General features: G+C 39.0%; 18 protein-coding genes and 1 riboswitch. Of the genes, 7 read left to right on the top strand and 11 right to left on the bottom strand.

The annotated features are described in order from the left end of the window. The 6 genes from IPO27_17460 to pheS form a co-directional block, all read left to right on the top strand. Nucleotides 1-1873: sensor histidine kinase (locus IPO27_17460; protein MBK8848219.1), on the top strand; the 1873-nt coding region annotated here is incomplete at its 5' end. A 609-nt stretch (nucleotides 1874-2482) separates the two neighbouring features. Beyond that, the gene (locus IPO27_17465) at nucleotides 2483-6238 is read left to right on the top strand and encodes a PKD domain-containing protein (protein MBK8848220.1); all 3756 of its coding nucleotides are present in this window, start codon (nucleotides 2483-2485) and stop codon (nucleotides 6236-6238) included. Further along, the gene (locus IPO27_17470; protein ID MBK8848221.1) at nucleotides 6235-9255 is read left to right on the top strand and encodes a hypothetical protein; all 3021 of its coding nucleotides are present in this window, start codon (nucleotides 6235-6237) and stop codon (nucleotides 9253-9255) included. The genes IPO27_17465 and IPO27_17470 overlap by 4 nt, the downstream gene beginning before the upstream one ends. A gap of 27 nt (nucleotides 9256-9282) precedes the next feature. Next, nucleotides 9283-9537, top strand: a complete 255-nt coding sequence (locus IPO27_17475; protein ID MBK8848222.1) for a hypothetical protein — start codon at nucleotides 9283-9285, stop codon at nucleotides 9535-9537. Further along, nucleotides 9470-11551: a T9SS type A sorting domain-containing protein gene (locus IPO27_17480; protein ID MBK8848223.1), complete on the top strand. Its 2082-nt coding sequence runs from the start codon at nucleotides 9470-9472 to the stop codon at nucleotides 11549-11551. The genes IPO27_17475 and IPO27_17480 overlap by 68 nt, the downstream gene beginning before the upstream one ends. Nucleotides 11552-11698: 147 nt before the next feature. After that, entirely contained in the window at nucleotides 11699-12721 is a 1023-nt protein-coding gene (gene pheS, locus IPO27_17485; GenBank protein ID MBK8848224.1) for a phenylalanine--tRNA ligase subunit alpha, read from the top strand. A gap of 38 nt (nucleotides 12722-12759) precedes the next feature. On the opposite strand, the gene IPO27_17490 is transcribed toward pheS, so the two are convergent. After that, a complete protein-coding gene (locus tag IPO27_17490) occupies nucleotides 12760-15195 on the bottom strand; it encodes a TonB-dependent receptor (protein MBK8848225.1) in 2436 nt (811 codons plus the stop codon). A gap of 41 nt (nucleotides 15196-15236) precedes the next feature. Next, a riboswitch (TPP riboswitch) is annotated at nucleotides 15237-15336 on the bottom strand. Between the two features lie 666 nt (nucleotides 15337-16002). Here IPO27_17490 and IPO27_17495 point away from each other — a divergent pair. Further along, on the top strand, nucleotides 16003-17661 hold the full coding sequence (locus tag IPO27_17495) for a T9SS type A sorting domain-containing protein (protein MBK8848226.1): 1659 nt from the start codon (nucleotides 16003-16005) through the stop codon (nucleotides 17659-17661). An 865-nt stretch (nucleotides 17662-18526) separates the two neighbouring features. Here IPO27_17495 and IPO27_17500 read toward each other — a convergent pair. From IPO27_17500 to IPO27_17545, 10 genes are all read right to left on the bottom strand, one after another. Continuing rightward, complete coding sequence (locus tag IPO27_17500) at nucleotides 18527-19693, bottom strand: T9SS type A sorting domain-containing protein (protein MBK8848227.1); 1167 nt, start codon at nucleotides 19691-19693, stop codon at nucleotides 18527-18529. 399 nt (nucleotides 19694-20092) lie between these two features. After that, nucleotides 20093-20479 (bottom strand): T9SS type A sorting domain-containing protein, encoded by a 387-nt coding sequence (locus IPO27_17505; GenBank protein ID MBK8848228.1) that lies wholly within the window; start codon nucleotides 20477-20479, stop codon nucleotides 20093-20095. Then, entirely contained in the window at nucleotides 20448-20726 is a 279-nt protein-coding gene (locus IPO27_17510) for a hypothetical protein (GenBank protein MBK8848229.1), read from the bottom strand. Before IPO27_17510 ends, IPO27_17505 begins: the two co-directional genes overlap by 32 nt. 183 nt (nucleotides 20727-20909) lie before the next feature. Then, complete coding sequence (locus IPO27_17515; GenBank protein MBK8848230.1) at nucleotides 20910-21131, bottom strand: hypothetical protein; 222 nt, start codon at nucleotides 21129-21131, stop codon at nucleotides 20910-20912. Between the two features lie 369 nt (nucleotides 21132-21500). Then, entirely contained in the window at nucleotides 21501-22079 is a 579-nt protein-coding gene (locus tag IPO27_17520; GenBank protein ID MBK8848231.1) for a T9SS type A sorting domain-containing protein, read from the bottom strand. Continuing rightward, entirely contained in the window at nucleotides 21964-23022 is a 1059-nt protein-coding gene (locus IPO27_17525) for a hypothetical protein (GenBank protein MBK8848232.1), read from the bottom strand. Before IPO27_17525 ends, IPO27_17520 begins: the two co-directional genes overlap by 116 nt. Then, entirely contained in the window at nucleotides 23022-23600 is a 579-nt protein-coding gene (locus IPO27_17530) for a T9SS type A sorting domain-containing protein (GenBank protein MBK8848233.1), read from the bottom strand. Before IPO27_17530 ends, IPO27_17525 begins: the two co-directional genes overlap by 1 nt. Before the next feature lie 127 nt (nucleotides 23601-23727). Continuing rightward, nucleotides 23728-24123, bottom strand: coding sequence for a hypothetical protein (locus tag IPO27_17535; protein ID MBK8848234.1), 396 nt, complete (start codon nucleotides 24121-24123; stop codon nucleotides 23728-23730). A 99-nt stretch (nucleotides 24124-24222) separates the two neighbouring features. Next, nucleotides 24223-25050 (bottom strand): T9SS type A sorting domain-containing protein, encoded by an 828-nt coding sequence (locus IPO27_17540; protein MBK8848235.1) that lies wholly within the window; start codon nucleotides 25048-25050, stop codon nucleotides 24223-24225. Nucleotides 25051-25111: 61 nt separating this feature from the next. Further along, nucleotides 25112-25756, bottom strand: a complete 645-nt coding sequence (locus tag IPO27_17545) for a hypothetical protein (protein ID MBK8848236.1) — start codon at nucleotides 25754-25756, stop codon at nucleotides 25112-25114. Nucleotides 25757-25767: the final 11 nt, after the last annotated feature.

Raw genomic sequence — 25767 nt, forward strand, 5'->3', positions numbered from 1 at the left:
AGATAGCTTACAAGCGATTATTCTTTCGAAAGCTACTGACACGTTAAGGGCAAAGGCATGTATAGACCTTGCCTGGCAGATGATGCAACAGAACCCCGACTCGGTGCAGCGCCTGGGTAGGTTATGTTTGTCCATATTAAACAATAAGCCAAACGACTTTTTGTATGCCAAGGCATACAATATGATCGCCATTGCACAATCTATGCAGGGCAACCTGGACGAAGCACTAAAGAACTACGATACCTGTTACCTAATTAGGGAGCGCATGAAAGATACGGCAGGTATAGCAGCGGTGCTTAATAACATGGGCAATGTTTACCGATACAAGGGATGGTATGACTTGTCACTTGACTATTTTTTAAAATCTATCAAAATTGAAGAATCGCAGGGAAATCTGCGAAACATAAGCGAAGGTTACGCCAATTTGGGAACAGTTTACGGAGAAATTGAACAACTCGATAAGGCGCTTTTCTATTTCAACAAAGCCTTCCGCATGGAAGAGGAAAGTGGCGGGGGCAATTCAACAGCGGGACTGGCGGCCAATATGGCGAGCATTTATGCTTCATTAGGTAAAAATGATAGTGCTATATACTATGGTAGTTTTTCTCTACAACAGGCGCAAAAGCAGGGAGACAAATATAATCAAAGCGTAGCCTATGCGGCCTTGGGTTTTGCTAATAGCAATTTAAAAAAGTATAGCGAGGCAGCAGGCTTTCATGAAACTGCTTTGGCTATAGCCAAAGAGATTGGGGATGTTAACGGGCAAGCTCAATCATCCATGTCGCTTGGTGATATCTATAAAAATTCCGGTCAATACGATAAGGCCATTGCAAACTGCACCGAGTCTATTTTATTGGCTAAGCAGGTAGAGTCACCACTTATTTTGAAAAAGTGCTATGCTATACTTTCGGAGGTTTATCAACAGCAAGGAAATTTTCAGAAAGCACTAGTGTATAATGAGCTGTTTTTAGCCATGAATGATTCCATTATGAGCGAATCGAAACAACATGCAATGGAAGAAATGCAGGTGAAATTTGACACTGAAAAAAAGGAAACTGAAAATCGATTATTACAACAACAAAACAATATTAATAGCCTCACTATAAGTAAACAGCGAAATCAGATTATAGTACTTATTGCAGGTATTGCTTTGTTGGCTTTGTTAGGGTATTTGTTTTTTCAATATCGCAAAAACAAGCAACAACAACTTCATAACCGCCACATAATGGAACAACAGGAATTGCGAACACGAGCAATAATTGATGCTGAAGAGAAAGAACGGCAACGAATTGGCCGCGAGCTACATGATGGTGTAGGTCAAATGCTTGCAGCAGCCAAAATGAATCTGGCAAGTGTAGCCGAAACAAATGCATCCATTGCCACAGAATTAAAAAGTAAGTTACACAATGCCATTGACATGGTTGATGATTCGGCAAAGGAAATTCGTAATATTTCGCATAACATGTTGCCTAATATGCTTATCAAATCAGGCCTTGCAAATGCTGTGCGTGAGTTAGTAGATAAGATTGCATCTTCGGGCAAACTTAAGGTAGAGCTAGAGATTGTAGGTCTTGAACAGAGGCTCGATGATAACACCGAGTCTTTCTTGTTTAGGATTTTACAAGAATTGGTTGCAAACACAATCAAGCATTCAATGGCAGATAAGATTAATATGCAGCTAATCAGACATGTTGATGAACTTGTTTTTATGATGGAGGATAATGGCAAAGGATTTAATTATCAAGAAGCATTAAAAAAAAATGGAATTGGCTTAAGCAATATATTGTCCAGAGTAAATTACTTGCATGGCAAGATAGATTTTGATGCTGCGCTGGGTAGGGGCACTACGGTTACCATTACCATTCCACTATAAATTGAGTTTGCTGTTTATCAGTTTCTGCATTTGTATTAATCTATCGGCTGGGGCTCTATTGATTGCATAAAAAATAGTAAAGCCACGCAGGAGTTATAAGATAATTGAATCTATCAACATTAGTGTTTAACTCTTAAAGATCGACACTGTTATTCTCGTAATCGTGTTACAATTAAATCTCAATTTAATAAGCGATTAAAACTCAAAGTTAGTTGAAGTTCAAAAGTACCTCGCGCTTAATTTGGGATTGTTGCTCTTTGTTATTCGGCTAAAATACTTACTCGTTTAGTTGTATTGAGTGCCCTTATGCTGGTCCTAATGCATGAGTGTTTGGCGCTTTGGCCATTTTTCTGTGCACTTATTTTTTTGCAAAGCCAACAAATAGATTTATGTCAGAATGAATATTAGTCACCAAGCCCGGGCTAAAATATATCTTTTAATCAAAGCATGATGTAAAAACGATAGCTATAGAGTTTTGTTATCTTAAAGATATTTATATGTTTGCGTCACCTTATATTGAAACTCCTTTTTTTCTTGTAATGCTTGAAATTTTTTGTAGACACGTTAAGGTTAATACTAAGTAATTCAATTTTTAAACATATCATCAAAATGAACTTTAGAAAAGTCCTTTATCCAATTGTAATGGTTATGGTTGCTGCTTTATGTAGTACAAGCTATTTTTTTATGAATGAGAATAATAGGTTGACACAGGCTACTGAGAAGAAGCCGTATAAGCCGTTATTGCCTAAAGAAACGGCTGCAACTACTTCAGACAATGCTGTTGAACCAGTGTCAGTATTGAAACAGTTCCAAATTCCGGTAGCAGTAGTTGAAACAAAAGAAGAAGCTAATTGTTTGGAGCGATCTTTACAAAAGGGTAATCAGGATAAACTAGCGTCTTCTAAGCATGCAGATAATGAAGAGGCAAAGCAAACTGCTAAAGATGGTAAGGAAGAGTGTGATAAGACCTTGGCGAATGCTAGCTCTACTCAAGAAGGGAACGGACTCAACTTATTGGATGATGATTTAGTATCTGGTAATTACCCCTATGATATGAGCCAGATGAAAGATAATGACCATGCTGAAGAAGAGGAAGAAGAGAAAAAGGAAAAAGATGGGCCTGCAGAAATTCTTGCACGTGATATCCTGATGATGAAGGATCCTAAACTTGGATACGTTCCTACGGATAGATTGCTAGCTGCTAAAGATTATAAGGATCAGTTAATGGCACTTTCACTAGGGCCTCTTAGTGGAGTAAGTTGGAAAGAACAAGGTCCAATCAATCAGGGAGGCCGAAGCCGGGCAATAATGGTTGACCCTAATGATGGCACAGGCAATACCGTATGGGCTGGCAGTGTTGGTGGCGGATTATGGAAAACTACCAACATCAATTCAGCTACGCCCAATTGGACGCCTGTTAATGATTTGGCAAGTAACCTTGCAGTAACTTCTATAGCGTACGACCCTTCCAACACACAAATAATGTATTTCGCAACTGGAGAAGGCTATAACAATGGTGATGCCATACGCGGACTCGGTGTTTGGAAAAGTACCAATGGAGGAACTACATGGGCACAATTAGCTTCTACTAACAATGCTAGTTTCCACTACTGCCAGAAAGTTGAAGTTAACAGCACAGGTATTGTGTTTGTGGCAACTAAATCGGGAGGGTTACAACGCTCGGCTGATGGCGGCACAACATGGGCAAAAGTATTGGGCACAGGATTAGGAATAACAGGTGCTGCAAATAATTTTTGCTATGATGTAGACATTGCAGCTAATGGCGATGTATATGCAACGCTAAGTGGTTCGGTACATAAATCTACAAATGCCGGGGTAACTTTTGCTGCTGCACAAACCTTAGGTATAACAGCTGGTAGAATAGAATTAGCCTGTGCCCCCAGTGACGCAAGCTATGCATATGCAGTGGTTGAACTCGGCAATGTTGTGAATGGAATATTGCAAACAACTAATGGTGGCACTTCATGGACAGTGAGAACAGAACCTTTAGATGCTGATCCGGGTATTCCGGCTACAGATTTTTCAAGAGGACAGGCATGGTATGATTTAACAATTGCAGTAGATCCAAATAATAGAGACAGACTTTTTGCAGGAGGTATCGATCTTTTTTTAAGCGCTGATGGCGCTGGCACATGGACCCAGATTACACATTGGTATGGTGGTTTTGGTTTTCAAAATGTGCATGCTGATCAACATAATATTGTTTTTCAAAATGGAAGTTCTTCAGTCACTTATTTTGTAAATGATGGTGGCGTTTATCGTTCTACCAATGCGAATACTGCCACACCTACCATTTCGGATAAAGGCACAAATTACAGAACAGCGCAATTTTATGCCTGTGCAATGCATCCTGCTTCCCAAACTTCTTATTATTTGGCAGGGGCGCAGGACAATGGAACACATCAGTTTAAATTGAGTGGTCTGCAATCAACTGTGGAGGTTACCGGTGGCGATGGTGCCTGGTGTCATATCGATCAAGACCAACCTCAGTTTCAATTTACACAATATGTATTTAATGATTATTATCGGTCAAGTGATAGTGGAAATACATGGACGAATGTGACTTTTGGTGGTACAGGGCAGTTTATTAACCCTTCTGATTATGATGATGTAAATAATAGAATCTATGCTGCCAATAACTCCAACCAATACCTTCGCTGGGATGATCCTCAAACAGGTGCAACGTTTGCCGCGATTAGCGCTACTGCGTTAAATGGACAGGTGTCTGCCGTAAAGGTTTCGCCAAACACAGCAAACCGCGTATTCTTTGGCTCAGTAAGTGGAAGGGTTGTGCAAGTTGATAACGCACATACAGCTACACCAACAATCACAAATATCAGTGCCGGTTTACCAACTTCATATGTTTCTTGCGTAGAAGTTGAAACAGGAAATGATAACCACTTGCTTGCCACATTTAGCAATTACGGAGTTAATAGTGTTTGGGAAAGTACAAATGGAGGAACAAGCTGGACATCGGTAGAAGGTAACTTGCCTGATATGCCAATCCGCTGGGCTTTGTTTAATCCGAATAATAACGATCAGGTTATTATTGCTACTGAACTTGGAGTATGGAGTACCGATAACCTAAATGGAGGAACAACCAATTGGGGAGCCAGTAATTCAGGGCTTGCAAACGTAAGGGTAGACATGTTACAACTTCGTCAGAGTGATAAGTATGTGATAGCTGCCACACATGGCCGTGGTTTATACGCATCAGATTTGTTTACTACACCAACTGCAATTTTTAGTTCTGATATTCAGCTTTCTTATATCAACAGCAGCATTCAATTTACAAGCGAAAGCTATCAGTCCACTTCATGGTCATGGAATTTTGGCGATGGTTCACCACTTTCTACTGCAGAGAATCCTAGTCACACTTATACAACAGCCGGTAAATTCAATGTAACGCTAACCATAAACGCTGGGGCTTCAACTTTAACCAAAACACAGTATATTCAGATTCTACCAAACCGTGGCACTCCTTATGTGGTCGCGAGTGATGGTGGTACCTTCGAAACAAATCCTGATGATTTCGGCTCACAAGCCATACGTGGTGGCATAAACAAATGGGAGCGTGGTGTACCAACCAATTTCTTGACGACTGTTAATTCACCCCAAAATGTATGGAAAACGGACCTCGATGCAGACCTTACTGCAGGGGATTATGCCTGTGTGTTACAAACCCCATCATACAATTTTACTTCAAGCGCAAGTGCTTACACCTTGCGTTTTAGAAGAAGTATGGAAATAACTTTCTGTAATGCCCCTTTTGCGGTGCAGTTGCAATACTCAACTGATAAAGGACTTACCTGGACAAGGTTAGGTGTAAATGCCGACCCTGCTTCTACCAACTGGTATAACCGTGGGCCTGCAGCAGGATGTCCGGTTGATGTAGCTGTTTTTTCTGACCAATATGGTTGGACACTAACAGCTAATAATACATTGTGTACTTATAATATAACAACAGGCGCACCAGCATTGGTAGGACAACCTGATGTTACTTTCCGTTTTGTATTATCTGTAATACCTGGTTACCCTGGTAATGGTTATGCTGTGGATGGTTTTATGATAGATGATTTTGAAATTTTAGGACCTGTAAATGCCCCTGTTTCAAATACAAGCATAACTACTACAGGCACATTAAATCCTTTTACTTCTTGCCAGGGAGCAGTTTCTGCTGAGCAATCATTTACTGTTGCAGGTACAGGACTTACCGCAAACCTTGTGGTAACTGCACCCGCAGACTTCGAGGTTTCGTTAACATCAGGTAGTGGATTTGCAGGATCAGTTTCGTTAACCCCTTCTTCAGGTTCCGTGCCAACCACCACCATTTTGTGCGGTTGAGTGCTTTGGCTTCTGGAACTCCTGCTGGTAACGTTGCTTGCACCTCTATAGGAGCCACAACGCAAAATGTGGCTGCGAGCGGAACAGTGAATACTGCCTCGGTCATCTGCAATCCTATTAGCAATACGAATTGTGTTGGGCCTAATGGAAGTATTACCACATCAACTTCTGGCGGGGCAACCTACTTATGGAGTAATGGCGCAACTACTTCGTCTATAACCGGACTAACTTCAGGTACGTTTACAGTTACTGTTACAAATACCTTAACAGGATGTACTGCAACTTGTAGTTCAACAATTGCAAATAATGCTATCAATCCAACTGTAATATGTACACCAACAAGTAATACAAATTGTGTTGGACCTAATGGAAGTATTACCACTTCAGGTTCTGGAGGGGTAACCTACTTATGGAGTAATGGAGCAACTACTTCGTCTATAGCTGGATTAGCAACTGGTACTTTTACCGTTACCGTTACAAATACCTTAACAGGATGTACGGCAACTTGCAGTTCAAGTATAGTAAATAATGCAAGTAATCCAACTGTAACATGCACACCAACAAACAATACGAATTGCGTTGGGCCTAATGGAAGCATTACCACTTCAGGTTCTGGTGGGGTAACCTACTTATGGAGTAATGGAGCAACTACTTCGTCTATAGCTGGATTAGCGTCAGGTACGTTTACAGTTACGGTTACAAATACATTAACAGGATGTACTGCAACTTGCAGTTCAACTATTGTAAATAATGCAAGTAATCCAACTGTAACATGCACACCTACAAATAACACCAATTGTGTTGCGCCTAATGGAAATATTACCACTTCGGGTTCTGGTGGGGTAACCTACTTATGGAGTAATGGAGCAACTACTTCGTCTATAGCTGGATTAGCGTCAGGTACGTTTACAGTTACGGTTACAAATACATTAACAGGATGTACTGCAACTTGCAGTTCAACTATTGTAAATAATGCAAGTAATCCAACTGTAACATGCACACCTACAAATAACACCAATTGTGTTGCGCCTAATGGAAATATTACCACTTCGGGTTCTGGTGGGGTAACCTACTTATGGAGTAATGGAGCAACTACTTCGTCTATAGCTGGATTAGCGTCAGGTACGTTTACAGTTACGGTTACAAATACATTAACAGGATGCACAGCCACATGCTCAGCAACGGTAAGTAATATTTCAGCCAACCCGACTGTAACTTGCAGTGCTACAGATAATACAAATTGTACCACACCTAATGGAACAGTAAGTGCAACCGCTAGCGGTGTTACGTATGTTTGGAGCAATGGATCAACCAATGCAAACCAGATCGGATTAGCTGCCGGAACCTATACAGTAACGGTAACCGACCAGTCAACCGGATGTACTGCAACATGTTCTGCAACTGTAAATAATAATACAAGCAGCCCAACTGTAACTTGTGGTGCAACAGATAATACAAGTTGCACCATACCGAATGGTACAGTAACTGCTACCGCCACGGGAGTTTCATTTATGTGGGACAGTGGCAATACCAATTCAAGCCAAAGCGGATTAGCAGCCGGAACATATACCGTAACAGTAACTGATCTGTCAACAGGTTGTACAGCCACATGCTCCGCAATGGTAAATAACAATACAAGCAATCCGACAGTAACTTGTGCTGCTACTGACAATACACTATGTATCGGAGCTAATGGAACTGTAAGTGCAACCGCTAGCGGTGTTACGTATGTTTGGAGCAATGGATCAACCAATGCAAACCAGAGCGGATTAGCTGCCGGAACCTATACGGTAACGGTATTCGACCAGTCAACCGGATGTACTGCAACTTGCTCTGCAACGGTAAATAATAATACAAGCAGCCCAACTGTAACTTGTGGTGCAACAGATAATACAAGTTGCACCATACCGAATGGTACAGTAACTGCTACCGCCACGGGAGTGTCATTTATGTGGGACAGTGGCAATACCAATTCAAGCCAAAGCGGATTAGCAGCCGGAACATATACCGTAACAGTAACTGATCTGTCAACAGGTTGTACAGCCACATGCTCCGCAACGGTAAATAACAATACAAGCAATCCGACAGTAACTTGTGCTGCTACTGACAATACACTATGTATCGGAGCTAATGGAACTGTAAGTGCAACCGCTAGCGGTGTTACGTATGTTTGGAGCAATGGATCAACCAATGCAAACCAGATCGGATTAGCAGCCGGAACCTATACGGTAACGGTATTCGACCAGTCAACAGGATGTACAGCAACTTGTTCTGCAACAGTAAATGGCATTACAAGCAACCCAACTGTAACTTGTAGCGCTACAGATAATACAAGTTGCACCATACCGAATGGTACAGTAACCGCTACCGCCACGGGAGTTTCATTTATGTGGGACAATGGAAATACAAATTCAAACCAAAGCGGATTAATAGGCGGAACATATACCGTAACGGTAACTGATCTTACAACAGGATGTACAGCAACTTGTTCTGCAACAATAAATGGCATTACAAGCAACCCAACGGTAACTTGTGCAGCTACTGACAATACACTATGTGTTGGATCTAATGGAACTGTAAGTGCAACATCTAGTGGCGTAACTTATTTATGGAGTAATGGATCTACAGATGCTACCCAAAGCGGATTAGCAGCCGGAACATATACTGTAACAGTAACCGACCAGTCAACAGGATGCACAGCTACTTGTTCGGCAACGGTGCTTGATAACATTACTAATCCAACGGTAACTTGTGCAGCCACTGACAATACGCTATGTGTTGGATCTAATGGAACTGTAAGTGCAACATCTAGTGGCGTAACTTATTTATGGAGTAATGGATCTACAGATGCTACCCAAAGCGGATTAGTAGCCGGAACATATACCGTAACAGTAACTGATCTGTCAACAGGTTGTACAGCCACATGCTCCGCAACGGGCTTAATAACATTACAATCCGACGGTAACTTGTGCTGCTACCGACAATACACTATGTGTTCGGAGCTAATGGAACTGTAAGTGCAACCCTAGCGGTGTTACTTATGTTTGGAGCAATGGATCACCAATGCAACCCAAATCGGATTAGCAGCCGGAACCTATACGGTAACGGTATTCGACCAGTCAACAGGATGTACAGCAACTTGTTCGGCAACAGTAAATGGCATTACCAATCCAACTGTAACTTGTAGCGCTACAGATAATACAAGTTGCACCATACCTAATGGAACAGTAAGTGCAACCGCCACGGGAGTTTCATTTATGGGGACAATGGAAATACAAATTCAAACCAAAGCGGATTAATAGGCGGAACATATACCGTAACGGTAACCGACCTACAACAGGATGTACAGCAACTTGTTCTGCAACAATAAATGGCATTACAAGCAACCCAACGGTAACTTGTGCAGCTACTGACAATACACTATGTGTTGGATCTAATGGAACTGTAAGTGCAACATCTAGTGGCGTAACTTATTTATGGAGTAATGGATCGACTGATGCTACCCAAAGCGGATTAGCAGCCGGAACATATAGCGTAACAGTAACCGACCAGTCAACCGGATGCACAGCTACTTGTTCGGCAACGGTGCTTGATAACATTACTAATCCAACGGTAACTTGTGCAGCCACTGACAATACGCTATGTGTTGGATCTAATGGTACTGTAAGTGCAACATCTAGTGGCGTAACTTATTTATGGAGTAATGGATCGACTGATGCTACCCAAAGCGGATTAGTAGCCGGAACATATACTGTAACAGTAACCGACCAGTCAACAGGATGCACAGCTACTTGTTCGGCAACGGTGCTTGATAACATTACTAATCCAACGGTAACTTGTGCAGCCACTGACAATACGCTATGTGTTGGATCTAATGGAACTGTAAGTGCAGCATATAGTGGCGTAACTTATTTATGGAGTAATGGATCTACAGATGCTACCCAAAGCGGATTAGTATCCGGAACATATACCGTAACGGTATTTGACCAGTCAACCGGATGTACGGCAACTTGCTCAGCAACGGTGTTAGATAATATAATAGTGCCATCCGTAGTTTGCTCTGCCATTAATAATACAGATTGCAGCCAACCAAATGGTAGTGTAAGCGCCACTGCCACTAATGTTTCATATATGTGGAATAATGGAAGTACAAATTCCTCGATAAGTGGAATATTTGCAGGAACATATACGGTGACTGTAACAGATTTGACAACAGGCTGTACCGCCTCCTGTTCGGCAACAGTAATAAATAATGGAACCAACATTCCTGCTACGCCAGCAGCTATTTCCGGACCTATAGTAGTATGCCGAAATTCTACCCAGACGTATGTAATTGCATTAGTACCCGGAGCAAATACGTATACATGGACAGTACCTACAGGTGCCACTGTTACTATTGGTCAGGGAACCAATACAGCAACGGTATTTTTTAGCAACACTTCAATATCGGGCAATGTAACGGTGGTGGCATCCAATTTATGTGGAAGTAGCGCCCCTAGAAATTTGTTCGTAACGGTTGTGCCTAATGTACCTGCAATGCCAACAATTACTGGTTTGCAGCGTGGTGTATGCGGCCGCAAGAATATTGTTTATACCTGCTCTACGGTTGCCGGTGCCACATCGTATACATGGACGGTGCCAACAGGAGCTACCTTAGCAAGCGGTCAGGGAACAACAAGTATCGTAGTGCACTTTGGTAATACATTTACCGGAAGCGGATTTATAACAGTAAAAGCAAATAATGTATGCGGCAGTAGCAATACTCGTTCATACCTTGTGCATGGAAAGCTTTCTCCAACAATTATCGGAGCTAATTTTACGTGCAAGTTTCAAACCGGTGTGGTTTATTCTTGTACCCCTGTTATCGGAGCAACCAGCTATACATGGACGGTGGTTCCCGGAAGTACCATAGTAAGCGGACAAGGAACCACATCTATCGTAGTAAATTGGGGAGCTATTAATGGAGTTATCAAGGTAAAAGCCAATTCGGTTTCGGTATGTTCAGAAAGCGTAAATTCAACACACCCTGTATCGTTCACTTGTCGCGCAGGAAACGAAGGACTGTCAGCTATAGACGTTTATCCTAATCCGGCTAATGATGTATTAAATGTTGAATACGATAGTTACCTGGGAGGGGTTGCTTCCATACAGTTATTCAATTTGCTTGGCGAAGAATTAATGATGCAACAGCACCTTAGCAATGAGGGGTTGAATAAAGTAACCTTCTCGATTGATAAACTGCCGGTGGGTTGTTATATATTAAAAGTTAACAGTATGGGATATACTCAAGTGGTTAAGGTAATTAAGAACTAATACAAGGAAATTTAAAAGTGATTAAGCCGCTGTATTATACAGCGGCTTTTTGCTTTTATTAGAATGCACAGGAGAAGGAAGTGGAGGAGATCGACTAATTTTTCTTAAGAAAAATTGAGTTTATTTGCAGTTCAATTTTTTCAATCGATGCAAAATAGTATAGAGAAGTATATTAATGAAGTTACAGCTTTTGTTGCCGCCAATACTAAGGAATTAGAAGAGTTTCGAATTCAGTACACCGGGAAGAAGGGTGTGCTAACAGATTTATTCGCAGGTTTAAAAAACATAGCTCCTGAAGACCGCAAAGCATATGGTCAACAATTGAACGCACTAAAAAATGCGATAGAAGAGCGCATAAATTATTTTAGAACTCAGTTTGAAAATGGTGAAAGCACCACAGCAACAGATGATATCACCTTGCCTGCAGAACCTAATACACTTGGTAGCCGCCATCCATTAAATTTAATGCGCGACCGGATTATCGAAATATTTTCGCGTATTGGTTTTAGTATTGCTACCGGTCCTGAGATAGATGATGACTGGCATAATTTTTCTGCGCTTAATTTTCCCGAAGAGCATCCGGCTCGTGATATGCAGGATACTTTTTTTATAAGCGAAGAAGAAAAGATTGCCTTGCGCACGCATACCTCATCGGTACAAGTGCGTGTGATGGAAACACAAGCGCCTCCAATCCGAGTGATTTCTCCAGGTCGGGTTTATCGCAACGAAGCTATAAGTGCGCGCGCTCATTGTTTCTTTCATCAGGTTGAGGGTTTGTATATTGATGAGCATGTTTCATTTGCCGACATGAAACAAACCTTGTTGTATTTTGCACAAGAGATGTTTGGTAAGGATACAGAAATTCGCTTGCGACCAAGTTATTTCCCTTTTACTGAGCCAAGTGCCGAAATGGATGTAACGTGTTTCCTTTGCAATGGCAAAGGCTGTAATGTTTGTAAATACAGTGGCTGGGTAGAAATAATGGGTTGTGGGATGGTGGATCCTGCAGTGCTTGAAAATTGTGGCATCGATTGTAAAAAATATTCCGGATATGCTTTTGGTATGGGTATTGAACGCATTACCATGCTAAAATATGGTGTTAATGATTTGCGCATTTTTTCAGAAAACGATGTTCGTTTTCTGCGGCAGTTTGCCGGAATGGGATTGTAGCTTTTATAGGCTTTACCTTACATATATTTAATTTGCAATTACTCAAACCGGAAATTTATTCCAAATAAGAAGTGCCTCCCTGCTTGTGGAAAGAAAAAATTCTCTGTAGTGATAGCACCTCCAGCTTTGTACGAATAGGTATAGCCATTGCTGGCATAGTACGCATTGAGGAGGTTGGTGCAACGTGTGAATACGCTAATCTTAATTTTTTCCCCAACATTTATAGTATGATTTACTAAAAACTCTTCCTGACGATATGGGCGAAGGCTTCGGTTGCTATTGCTTGTATTGTCAAGGTATTGCCTGCCAACATATTTTGAAGTAATGGCAATAGAAAGATTTTTTATCGGTGTATAGGTGAGTTGACCAAATGCGATAGCATTTGGCGAAAAGGCAATGTCAACATTACGGTATACGTTTTCTAACTGTACACTAATATCATAATCATCCATAAAGTCCTGATATACTTTTATTTTATTTTCAGATAAAGTAAGATTTCCGGTAAACATTAATTTCTTAGATATGTTTGATTGAAATTCTATTTCTACACCTTGCCGATAACTCTGAGGAATGTTGACACGTGTATATTCACCGACATCATTAATTTTTCCGTTTAGTATAAGTTGGTTTTTGTATTGCATGCGATATCCATTTACCTTAAGCAGCAAGTTGGTAAGGCGAAGATTATATCCCGCTTCAAAGTCAAGTAAATTTTCGGGTAAGGGTGCATTTTTCAAACTGCTTTGAACAAAATCATCACGCGATGGTTCTTTGTTTGCTACCGCAACACTTGCATAAAATGTGTTTCGCGAATTGTAGTTGTAAGTAATGGCCGCTTTAGGATTTATAAAATGAAGGATAGGATTTTCTTTTTTTCCACTAACCGAAGTATATTGATAATCAACGTTGCGCCATTGCACATCGGTCTTGAACGAAAATTTATTTAATGTATAACTTAACTTGAGAAATAAATTGGCATCCATTTTCTTAGCGGTATCTGAAAAATATTGATACGGAAATTCTGTTCCATTATTAAAAGCAAGCCATTGAACATCATTAAATCTGCCCCCGATATAATTGCTAAGTCCACCTCCTGCAATGATTTCAGTATTTTTGATAGCTGTTGAAACAAAGGAGAAGACCGTACCATAAAAAATATTGTCTAACCATTTTCTTCTGATTAAGTCAGAATTTAAAATAGAATCTTGCATAGAAATAACCGGAGCAATGTTATAAGCATCAAGCAATTCTTGCTTTTTATATTCTTCGAAAAATCCTTTTCCGGTAGTTGTAAAAAAAGAAAGGTTGAGGAAATTATTTGAATTAAAACTAAAATGATTGTGCAGTTGATAATGTGTTTGACGATAGTTGTCCGTTTGATTTTTATAGGTAAACTGGTTGTAGGTGCTTCCACTGTTTAAAAGATTGTAAGCATCAGCACTGTCAAGATAGTTGCGATTAATAAACTCAAGCATTGCCATGGTATCGTTATTAAATCGTGCTTCCGGAATTCCATTCCATGCTTGGTAGGTTTTTTCGTTACCATCAATTAGTACCGCGCGTAGCGAATAATTTTTACTAAAGTAATTTCCTTCCAAAAGCATGGACGACAAATTTGAAAAGGCGCGATCTACAAATCCATCGGAGTTTATTTTTGAAACACTACCACGAAAGCTAAAATGATTAGCAAGAATGCCGCTGTTGAATTGCGCATTGCGTTTGAATGTATTGAAACTACCTCCTGAAAGATTAATTGCAACAGCAGGCTTTTCTGAAAACGATTTGGTAAACATGTTGACGCTTGCTCCAAAGGCTCCCGCGCCCTGCACCGAAGTGCCAACACCACGTTGTACCTGTATGCTTTGCAACGATGTTGCAAGGTCAGGTAAATCTACCCAATACAATTGTTGAGACTCGCCATCGTTTAAGGGTACTCCGTTTAAGGTAACATTGATGCGGGTAGCATCAGTACCTCGAATACGCATTCCAGTATAACCTACACCGGCTCCTGCATCGCTGGTTGTTACCATAGAGGTTAGCGATTGTAGCATGACAGGAATATCAACACCGGTATTCAGTTGTTCTATTTCTTTTTTGTTGAGCTTGGTATAACTAACACCCGATTTTTCGTTTGCCCTGTTTGCGGTAACCAGCACTTCGCCTGTATTAAATGATTTTAATTGCAATTGAATACGTGTTTTTGACGATGATGGAACTATAATAATTTCTTCTTTTGGTTCATAGCCAAGAATTGTTACTGTAACAGTATACGTTCCAACTTTTTTATTTTTAAATAAAAAATTTCCGTCAGCAGCACTTTGGACATTTTCGAAACTTTCCTGCAATTTAATAATGGCACCCGGAAGGGGAGCCCCAGTTTCATCGACCACGGTACCCTGCAAATAGTGCTGTGCATAGGTGCTTATATGCCAACTAATTGCAATGCAAAACATAAACAATGTTTTTACTATCATTTTAATTCAAAATTTGAGGGATATGACAAACTGCGCCAATGAAAACAAACCTTGTTAATTCCTACGCAGGCATTATCCTGTTCAGGTATTGAGGGTTTTATCTCAGCCGGAACATTGTTCACGACACCCCTTTAACTCGCGACAAATGTAATGGAAATTATAATATCATATAAAAAAGTTGTATGTAGTTGAAGTTTGTGGATAAAATTTCTCAAGTTGTTTTATGATTTTCGGGGAATCTTCTTAAAGTATCCCACCATGTTGCTCAATTGCCAGTTGGCAATTGGACTGACTGCGTTGCTATGAATTGAAAAGTATGCATTGATAATTACTGAATACGTTCAGAATAAAATCAGAAGTTTAAACAGGCTTTTCAGATTTCAATTATATTTTTTAAAAATAAAATTCTCAATGTAAGATAACAATTTTACCACTTGCCGCACCAACCTCACCCCCAGCACCTCTCCATTTGGACAGGTGAGCACCAATAACCGCCACACTCACCGCTCTCTAAAAATAAATCCCATTAGTTAGTTGCTCTATATGTAACTTTAAAATTTTTGAAACCGCCATACAAATTCACAAACTAGCCTGATTAGATATTGCTAATAATTGCAAGCACTTTCATTCTATTGGGAGGCGTAAATCGTGAATAGGCAAGATTGCACAAAGGATTACATTTTGATAACAATATAACCATTAAAGCTCCTCAATTTTCCAAGCCAATTTCGCATCTGTTAATAACAATAATGAGCAAAACTTGCTGGTAGTGTTATATTTGTGTTCTAACCAATAAAAATAAGCATTATGAATCTTACAAATATTTTAATCATTTTTAAGATCTCGGCAAGCCTATTTGTTTCATTAGTCGGCATCGACCTGGCAGTGGCGCAAAACTGGAATGGCAATTCTTACAAATTCAGCTCAGCCGACACGGTTTTTACTGTGGGTAATTTATCTACCATCGATGCATCGGGCAATCTTTTTCTGGCCGGGCAATCTAGGTGTATAGCAACCGCAGCAAACGGACAGCCTTGTATTCGGAAAATCTCATCGACCGGAGTATTTCAAAAGCAAATTTATCTGGGATACAGCACTAGTCCTTTTGATGATGTAATTCGAGATATTAAGGTGTACAACAATTCACTCTATGTAGTAATGGACGGTCAGTATAATTTTCCTCCGGGCGATCATGATATTTTGGTTTACAAGTATGACCTGAACTTGAATTTGAAATGGTCGTTTACATACAATAGCGTTGGCGACCTCGAAGATAGGGGTGTAAAAATAATAAGGGGAAATGCAGGTAGTCTGTTAGTTTTGGGAAATAGTGCCGATTCAATATGTGTGCTTAAATTAGATTCTGCATCAGGTAGTCTTCTGAAGCGAAGGAATTTTAGAAATTCCAGTTTGGATGATAGCAATACAGGTGTCGATATTCGCTATTTGAATAATGCGACTTATGTGGCAGGCACCACCGATTTGGGGCCGTTTCAAGGATCTACCGTATTATTGAAATTGGATAATAATTTGAATTTTGTATTTACTGTAATAAAGCATGCTAGTTTTTTTGGCGCTATTGTTCAACGTGATGTGGTAACAACTTTGCAATTAGATGCCGCAGGCAATTGCTTTATTGCCGGACATGTTTTTTCGAAAGCAGCCGCACCAAAAGCGCGCCCATTTTTATTGAAATATAGTTCCACGGGTGTTTTTCAGTATTTAAAAAGATATGGCTATGATAACAACGAGTGTTTTGATTTTTTTGTAGAAAGCACCGGCAATTTAATAATGTACACGAACAAAAACAGGTACCTTAGAATAAGTGCTGCCACCGGGCTTGTAACACTTGGTGCTACGGTGTTATCATCAATTAATTTTCAGGTGGCCGATGTTGCAAAAGGTGCTGATGATAACTTATATGTATATGGTAAAATGTCTTACATGCAAAATTTTAATGGTAGTCCTTTTGAATACAAAGGTGTTCAAGTTACAGGAATAAGCACTGCTGGTGTAACAAGCGTTATCTATCAGGAAAATTATCAAACTCCTTTCCGCTTAGATTTAACTTATACACCAAAACGCATATCGGTACGCAATAGCAATCAGGTATATTTTTCGATGGATGTTGATGACCTGTCGCTACTTCCTAACGAATTTTTTGTGAAGTATGGCTGCAGACAATTTACTCCTGCCCGCCTTCCGTTTGAGACTGCAGAAAATAATGCAAGTTCACTGATCGTATATCCAAATCCGGCACAAAGTATTATCAATGTTACATGGCCAACCATAGTTGCACAAGGCACGCTCCAAATATTCGACTTGCAAGGCAAACTTGTGATTACAAAAAATATTGAGGATGCTTTACAAAATGAAATCAATATTCAAAACATGCATTCAGGAACATATATAATTAAGATGATTAGCAGCAATATAGTTACAACTGATAAGTTTGTGAAATTGTAATTTCAAGTGGTAGATTAGTATTAAGTTTAGGACGCTCGCTTTTAGCGAGCGTCTTGTGTTAAAACTAGTTGCTATCATTCGGAAATCGTTTTGTATACCCTACGCTCAAACTTAGTGGTGAGTATTATTTTGGCCTCCTCGTGCTGCCGCCAACGTCCACGCTGGTGGCATTAACAATACAAATAATAACCATAAAATATTTCATTCCATTTCTTAATAGATTTTTTCTGAAACATTTCACTTCCATTTCCACAAGTGTCCGCACTTGTATCTACAACAATGATATAACTCCACCTTTCATTTTTATTTATGCCACTCAAGTACAATTCAAATCGCCGAAATGCTAATGTGCAACAAGCTTAATAATCTTGGTAGCATATAAATATGTTATCGAGAAAGTATAAAATTAAATTTACATGTTTTGTCACTAGGTAGAAAATATTTTTCGTTGTTCTCTAGCATGCAGTTAAGAAGTTTTTGCTGTTTCGTGATCACTCGACTGAAAAAAGGATAGTTGCTTTATTATTTCTGCCTTCGATTGGTGTTATCACCACTCGCCAAGGTGTTTTCATATCGAATTGCTTTTGTTTTTCTTTAAAATCATTTTCAATTTTTCACACTCGTATTGAGCTCTGCCTAAATAAATTTAGCATGTAAAATTCTTTTTCTCAGTAGTTAACTGTACCACATACAACCCACTTACCCAACCACCATTGTCTGAACCACGAATTAAACAGATTGTTTTGATTAAACTGATTAAAAAACATTCTCAACTTTCAAAACTCTCCAAACTCTTGAACTATTAAACCTTCTAAACTTTCCAAACTCTTGAACCAATAAACTATTAAACTCTTGAACTCTTAAACTACTCCTTAATAAATTTCTTCGACAACCTTTCCTTATCCGTTTCCAAATATACAACATACATCCCACTCGCCCAACCACTACAATCCACATCCACTGTAGCGTAACCGTTATGTAAGGGCACAAAATTTTGTGCCCTTACCAATACTCCCCGCCCATCGTATATACTCACCGTTACATTCTTCCCTTTTAATCCACTTGCATTTATAAACAACTTCTCCCATGCAGATATGTAAGTAATTTGAATTACTCCCTCTCCTTTGGAGAGGGCCGGGGTGAGGTTTGTCCACTGCAACGTATCACAAGGTGAACCGTAAAGCCGCCCCAATTCATAATTGGGATTATTAGGCAAACCATAATAAGTGCGCTTGCCACCGAGGTAAAAACTGAATGGTGTAAAATTGCAATTATCACTATCGGGCTCATTTATTACACTTAGGTTTTCGTTTATATAGTTGTGCACACTATCTGGAAATGGATACATGAATGTGCCAACAGGGTTATACCAACATGATAAATAAATTTTATTGTTTGGCGCCAGTTCTAATAAGCCAGCATAAGCAAGATTTGTTATATCGGCAATTGTATCTTTACTTGCTTGCACATTGGCAGCTTGCAAATCGTATTGGATAACATGATTTAATGAATCATAATCATTATGCAATTGACTTAAATATAAATACCTATTACTGGCCGAAATTTCTAAATCGAAAAACCATGGAAAGCTATCCACTTGATTTGCAACAGGATTTTCAATTCTTAATTCATTACTTAGTTCTCCATTGCATCTGTTAAAATCAAAAACAGTTAATAAACCCCTTCGTTCCATGCAAATTAATTTACTTCCATCTTTCGAAAATTGAACAGTGGTTGCATTATCAACAATAGCCTCACCAATATGTTGCTCATGGTGCAAATAAACACTATCTGGTGTAACTAAATAAAAATAAAAAGCACTATCATAAGGTGGTTGAGTCCATTCTCTTACCACCACCCACCAATCTCTGCCATTGCCATGTTGCACTGCCGCTAAGCCATCCGATGCTATAAAGTTAGTGCCTTGCAAGGGTACATTTTTTTGAATGACAGCACCACGCCCGCTATCTTGGCTCATGTCAATTATTGAATAGTAAAAACCGTGAACCGTAGTAACTCCAGCACTAAACATATAATATTTACTTATATCATTTGGAATAGGAACTGCTACATACTCCCTATACCATGCAGTGCCAACTAAGCTATCACCACCAACAGCTATTTTATTTTCCGAATTATAAACTTTTGCAGCTTGAGGATATTGTGCATTTAATGCCTCAATGGCCCCCTGTTATACTAAATAAATACTTACCTTTTTTATCTGCCACACTGCTCGCACTACCTCTTGAAACACATATTGAAGAATCAATTTTTACGCCTATTGTATCAAATATTATTATACAGCTATCACCGAACACCCAAACCGAATTTCTGTTTTGGCCACTACAAACAGAATAAATAAAAACCACAAAAACCCAAAGTGCTTTCATTATTATTTTAAAAAAAAGGGCATCAAAATGATGCCCATAGGTTACTTGGAAATAATTAATTTTGCGTTACCAATACTTAAATCTAAATTGTACAACTGTGCAATGTAAACACCATTTGGAATTGAGCTTATCACCATTTTGCGGGATAATGTATTTTCCATTGCATAAGTTGAAGAAACTGTCCTACCATATATATCCGCAATAATTATTTTATTAAAGCTTTTATTACTCGAAACCTCAATCTCATTTTTAGCTGGGTTTGGATTTACTTTAATCGTTACTAAATTTAAATTTGTTGCTATTTCTGTCACATCAGCCTTACGCAATCCTAACAAATAATAATCTTCCAAATCTAAATGCAACATAGCACGCGCTATGTAAACCGCCTCACCGCCTTCAATTGCTTTTTTGATAAGCGATGCTTTCAAGTTGTGCGCGAGTCGCAGAATCTAATTCTAATTGCTCGTTATCTATTACATGGTCGAGATAAATTTGTGAGAGTACTTTTAAATTGGTATTGATTTGATTATTCGTGCTCATCGCACTTACTTTTATCTGAGCTGCTTGCTTATTCTTGGCAGCTATGTAATCGCGCACATCTTCAAATTTGCCTATGTTGCTTGCTTCAAGTATCGAAAGATATTCCAAATAAGCTTGGTCGTTAGTGTCAGCCAAGTTGAGCAAGCAACTATCTCTATTGCCTGCACGGTAATACGCTTCATCGTCAAGGTAATCGGAAATAAACAGTATCCTCTCCTCCCCGCAAGCGTCCTCGCTTGTGGCGCTATAGCGAATTGAGAATTGTATTGCATACCCGTTAATTTTTACGAAGGATAATTATTTATTTCAATCAAAACCCTACTCCTCAACCTTAAGCTCAACTTTATTCTCAAGAGCCTTTTCAAACTCCTCCACATTGCAGTAACGTATAGACTTACCGTTACTAAAGAAAACAAAAACAGAAGATTGCAATTTATTTTCTCTTGCTAATTTTTTAAGCTCATTTAGTTTGGCTTCTGTTTTTACAAACACAAAATTAAAAAGCATAGGATTTAATTTTGCTCCCATTACTTCTTCCATTGTGTGGTTTGTTTTTGTGGTGAAAATATACACGGTGTGCATATTCATAATGGGCAAATTGCAGGCTTGGGCATTTGCTTTTTGTGTTGCTTGTAGCGATACAAAAAGGAGAATTAAAAGGAGGAGATTTTTTCATATTTTATTTCGATTTACTTTTTTTATGTTTACATACTAAAACAGCCAAGTACTGCGCAAATACACCCCAAACCCCTTTAGGGGCTTACCTATGCTGCGTTGGGTGTTTGGTTTAATTCAATTTTTTTTTAAAAATTACAATTTTTCTATTTACAATAATCAAAGCCGAGAATAGACAATTCCCCTAAAGGGTATTTAGGGGTGTATTTTGGCTTTCAAAAACAACTTCAAAACTCACAACTTAATTATTTTTCTTGTAAATATATTCTTTCCATCATAAACCATTACATAATACATTCCTGAATTAAGTGTACTCATTTCAATTTCTGTTTGTTCTCTCACAATTTTTTGTTGCAAAACCTCCTTACCCATCACATCAAATATTTTCAACTCCCAGTTTTCATTGTTAAAATCAACAATGCTTATGGTAACAGAATTTAAAAACGGATTTGGTTTTACGATAAACCCTGCATTTAATCCCCCTTGTAGGGGGTTGGGGGTTTCGGGCGTGCTTACCCACTGCAACGTATCACAAGGACTCCCAACCAACCGCCCCAAACTATAATTTGGATTATTGGGCAAACCATAATAAGTGCGCTTACCACCAAGGTAAAAAGAGAAAGGTTGAAAATCGCAGAAGCTACTATCGGGATAATTGATAACACTTAAATTATCTGTAATGTAATTGTGAGTGCTATCAGGGTAAGGATAAAAGAATGTATTTGGAGGATTGTATGCACAAGCCCAATATATTTTGCCATCGGGAGCAAGTTCTATTAAGCCTGCAACGGCACTTTCTTCTCCGGCATACAAGGTATCTCTGCTTGCAGGTATGTTTAGCTGCTTGCAAATCGAAACGTAATAAATAATTAGTAGTATCAAAACTACTGTACACTTCGCTTACATATAAGTAGCGTTTGTTGGGAGAGAGTTCACAATCCCAATACCAGGGAGCGAGGTTTACAAGTAATGCATCTTTTTCAATTGAAATTTCATTGGATAACAAACCAGAGCACCTATCAAAATCAAAAACTGATATCAACCCTTTATTAGTGCAACAAGCTATTTTTTGTCCATCATCAGAAGGTTCAATTCTATAAAAGCTTAATTGTACTGTATCGCCAATATATTGAACATGGTCGAGCGAAATTCCTGCTGGAGTAACTGCATAATAATAAAATTTGTTATTGTAATTTTGCCAATCACGCACCATTACCCACCAATCTCTACCATTACCATGTTTGATGGCAGCAATGCCATCATTAGCATAAAAATTTGTTCCCTGTAATTGTACGTTTTTTTGTATTACTGCACCGCGACCGCTGTCTTGACTGATGTCTATTACGGAGTAGAAAAAACCATCAGGGCCGGTGACAGAAGCTGAGAATAAATAAAACAAACTATCATTAACAGAATTTGGAATTATCAAAAACTGTTTATACCACCCTGTACCCGCAATTGAATCACCATTGATCATTAAATTGTTTTCTTTATTCCAAATAAGCCCTGTGTAGAATGATGGTTTACCAGTTTGTGTTTCTGCATAAAATAGCAATTTGCCGGTTGTGTCGCAAATGCTTGCGCAAGTACCCCTTGTTACCAAAGATGATTTAGTGATACTGTCTGTACCATTTTTATTAAAATGTATTTTTACACTATCACCAAAGCACCAAACTGTATTTTGCCCTTGTCCATTTAAACTAATTGAAGATGCCAGCAATGCAACAACAACAATTATTTTCAACTTTGATTGCATTACTTAATAATTGCAATTTTAGTTTTGGCAATCTCACTTCTTCCACTATAAAGTTTAATTAAATATAAGCCGTTAGGCAGTTCGTTTAATTTTATTGTTTCCGATAATTTATAGTTTGTAATAGGAATGCTTAAAATTGCTTTACCAAGATAATTAGTTATTTCAATATTATTGTATTCCTGCGTACAGGAAAGTTGAAATTCGCCAGTTGTTGGATTAGGGTATACAGTTATAGTTAAAGGCGCAATGCTATTTTTTATAACCTTGGGTTTAACCTGTTTTAAATTACTTCCGCTTGCAAATACATCTTTCCTCAATATTGCTCTTGCAATAAAAACAGCTTCGCCACCAAGAGTTGGGTCTTGGTCTGCAAGTTCGTTAAGTGTGAACAATACTACGCTATCTGTTGGAATACTATCGCTGTGGATTAAATTATTTGCAAATAGTAAAGCCAATGACTTTAAATTTTGATAAATTAAATTGTTGGATGTTATACTGTTTGCTTTATTTATGGCAGCTTGCTTTTCATCGTTAGCCAATAGTTTTTTAATATCTTCAAACTTGCCAATACTTGCCAATTTTATTGCATTGTACCAAGTGGCAATGTATGGATACAATGTATTAATGCTATCCCGTTTTATACTATCTCTATACATCAATTCGTAACTACCTGCATCATCTATGTATCTATTTTGAGCAACATTTTCATCGTACTGTGCCAAATTGAGTGCAGCATTTTGTACTTGTTTTAATGCTGAATTGTCGGGAGTGCTTTCGGGGCAGCCGTTGCTTGATGCATTTGGAAATGGAAAACTGCATTCGAATGATTAAAGGAGCAAACATGTTGCCTTGCACATTGTCACCTTGGTGGTACCAGTCGAGGGGGAAACCTCCATTAAATCCTCCACTAATCCTTTCATTATTATTTGTAAGATAATCGCCATTCCAAGTATTGTCGCTGGCTGTGGAGTTGTCGTAGTAATTATTGCCTGTTACTATGCTTGCATTGTTAAAATTAATACCACGGTTGCTGCTTGTCATGTTGTTGCAACTTATTGTGGCGGGGTTGCAGTCGGCAATTACGTTTATGTCGGTGCCCATGTTTGGGTGTTGTTTAGGTGGAGTAAAACACTACAACTCAGTTTAATTACATACATTGTCTGCACCATGATTTTCTTGATTAAATGATTTACCTGATTTTTATTCCTTAAAAAATTTAGTACTCAATTGCTCCACTTCCGTTTGTAAATGTACAACATACAAACCAGCACTCCAACCTGCACAATCAACATCTACTGTGGCGTAACCAGAATGCACCCCTAAATCCCCTTTAGGGGACTTGCCCGCTACATACTTTTGTTTGCCGGTAGCATCGTATACACTCACCGTTACATTCTTCCCTTTTAACCCACTTGCATTAATAAACAACTTCTCCCAAGCCGTTATGTATGTGGCGTGGAGTTTCCCCTCTCCAAGTGGAGAGGGGTTAGGGGTGAGGTTTGTCCACTGCAACGTATCACAAGGACTCCCAACCAACCGCCCCAACCCATAATTTGGATTATTAGGCAAACCATAATAAGTGCGCTTGCCACCGAGGTAAAAAGAGAAGGGTTGAAAATCGCAATTGCTACTATCGGGATAATTGATAACACTTAAATTATCTGTTATGTAATTGTGGGTGCTATCAGGGTAAGGATAAAAAAATGTACCGGGAGGATAGTAAGCACATGCCCAATAAATTTTGCCATCGGGGGCAAGTTCAATTAAACCTGCCGTTGCTCTGCGTTCGCCTGCATAAAGGGTATCTCGGCTTGCGGGTATATTTGCAGCTTGCAAATCGAACCGGAGCAAATAATTTGTGGTATCAAAATCGGTAAATTCTTGACTCACATATAAGTAACGTTTGTTGGGTGATAGTTCGCAATCCCAGTACCAGGGTATAAGGTTAGTGTTAGGGTTTTGATACTCAATGTTAATTTCATTTGAGAGCCAACCACCACACCTATCAAAGTCAAATACACTTATCAATCCTTGATTAGCAATACATGCAATTTTTTCACCATCATCAGAGGGTTCTATTCTATAAAAGCTATTTTACAGTATCACCAATATATTGCACATGGTCAAGCGCAATTCCTGTTGGAGTAACCGCATAATAATAAAATTTATTATTATATCCATTCCAATCTCTTACCATTACCCACCAATCTCTACCATTACCTTGTTTGATAGCTGTAATGCCATCATTGGCCCAAAACGTAGAGCCTTGCAATTGTACATTTTTTTGTATCACTGCACCACGGCCGCTGTCTTGGCTCATGTCTATTATTGAGTAAAAAAAACCACCTTTGCCAGTGACGGGAGCACTTACAATATAGTACAAGCTATCACTATAAATGTATGGTAGAATAACCATTTCTTTATACCACAAACGAGCCATTATACTATCGCCATTTTGCATTACAAAATTTTCTTTATTGCAATTACCACCAACCTGATATTGAGCTGAAAGGCCATCGGTTGAACCCGCTGCATAAAAAAGTAAATTACCCAATGAGTCGCATATACTAACGCATGTGCCTCTACTATTGCATTTTGTTGAATCGGCAATTGCTGTTCCGTTGGTAAATGTTATTTTGGCATCATTGCCAAAACACCATACATTATTTAGTTTTTGACCAAACAAGTTGCATAACACCAAGGTTAGTGTTATGCAAGAAATTATATTTTTCATTGCAAAATTAG

Source organism: Bacteroidota bacterium, from assembly GCA_016714535.1.
GTDB lineage: Bacteria > Bacteroidota > Bacteroidia > AKYH767-A > OLB10 > JADKFV01.

Bases quoted from the DNA above. Each gene is read 5' to 3' on its own strand.
- IPO27_17465 (MBK8848220.1), top strand. From the start codon at position 2,483: ATGAACTTTAGAAAAGTCCTTTATCCAATTGTAATGGTTATGGTTGCT.
- pheS (MBK8848224.1), top strand. From the start codon at position 11,699: ATGCAAAATAGTATAGAGAAGTATATTAATGAAGTTACAGCTTTTGTT.
- IPO27_17490 (MBK8848225.1), bottom strand. From the start codon at position 15,195: ATGATAGTAAAAACATTGTTTATGTTTTGCATTGCAATTAGTTGGCAT.
- IPO27_17495 (MBK8848226.1), top strand. From the start codon at position 16,003: ATGAATCTTACAAATATTTTAATCATTTTTAAGATCTCGGCAAGCCTA.
- IPO27_17500 (MBK8848227.1), bottom strand. From the start codon at position 19,693: ATGTTTAGTGCTGGAGTTACTACGGTTCACGGTTTTTACTATTCAATA.
- IPO27_17515 (MBK8848230.1), bottom strand. From the start codon at position 21,131: ATGGAAGAAGTAATGGGAGCAAAATTAAATCCTATGCTTTTTAATTTT.
- IPO27_17525 (MBK8848232.1), bottom strand. From the start codon at position 23,022: ATGCAATCAAAGTTGAAAATAATTGTTGTTGTTGCATTGCTGGCATCT.
- IPO27_17535 (MBK8848234.1), bottom strand. From the start codon at position 24,123: ATGGGCACCGACATAAACGTAATTGCCGACTGCAACCCCGCCACAATA.
- IPO27_17545 (MBK8848236.1), bottom strand. From the start codon at position 25,756: ATGAAAAATATAATTTCTTGCATAACACTAACCTTGGTGTTATGCAAC.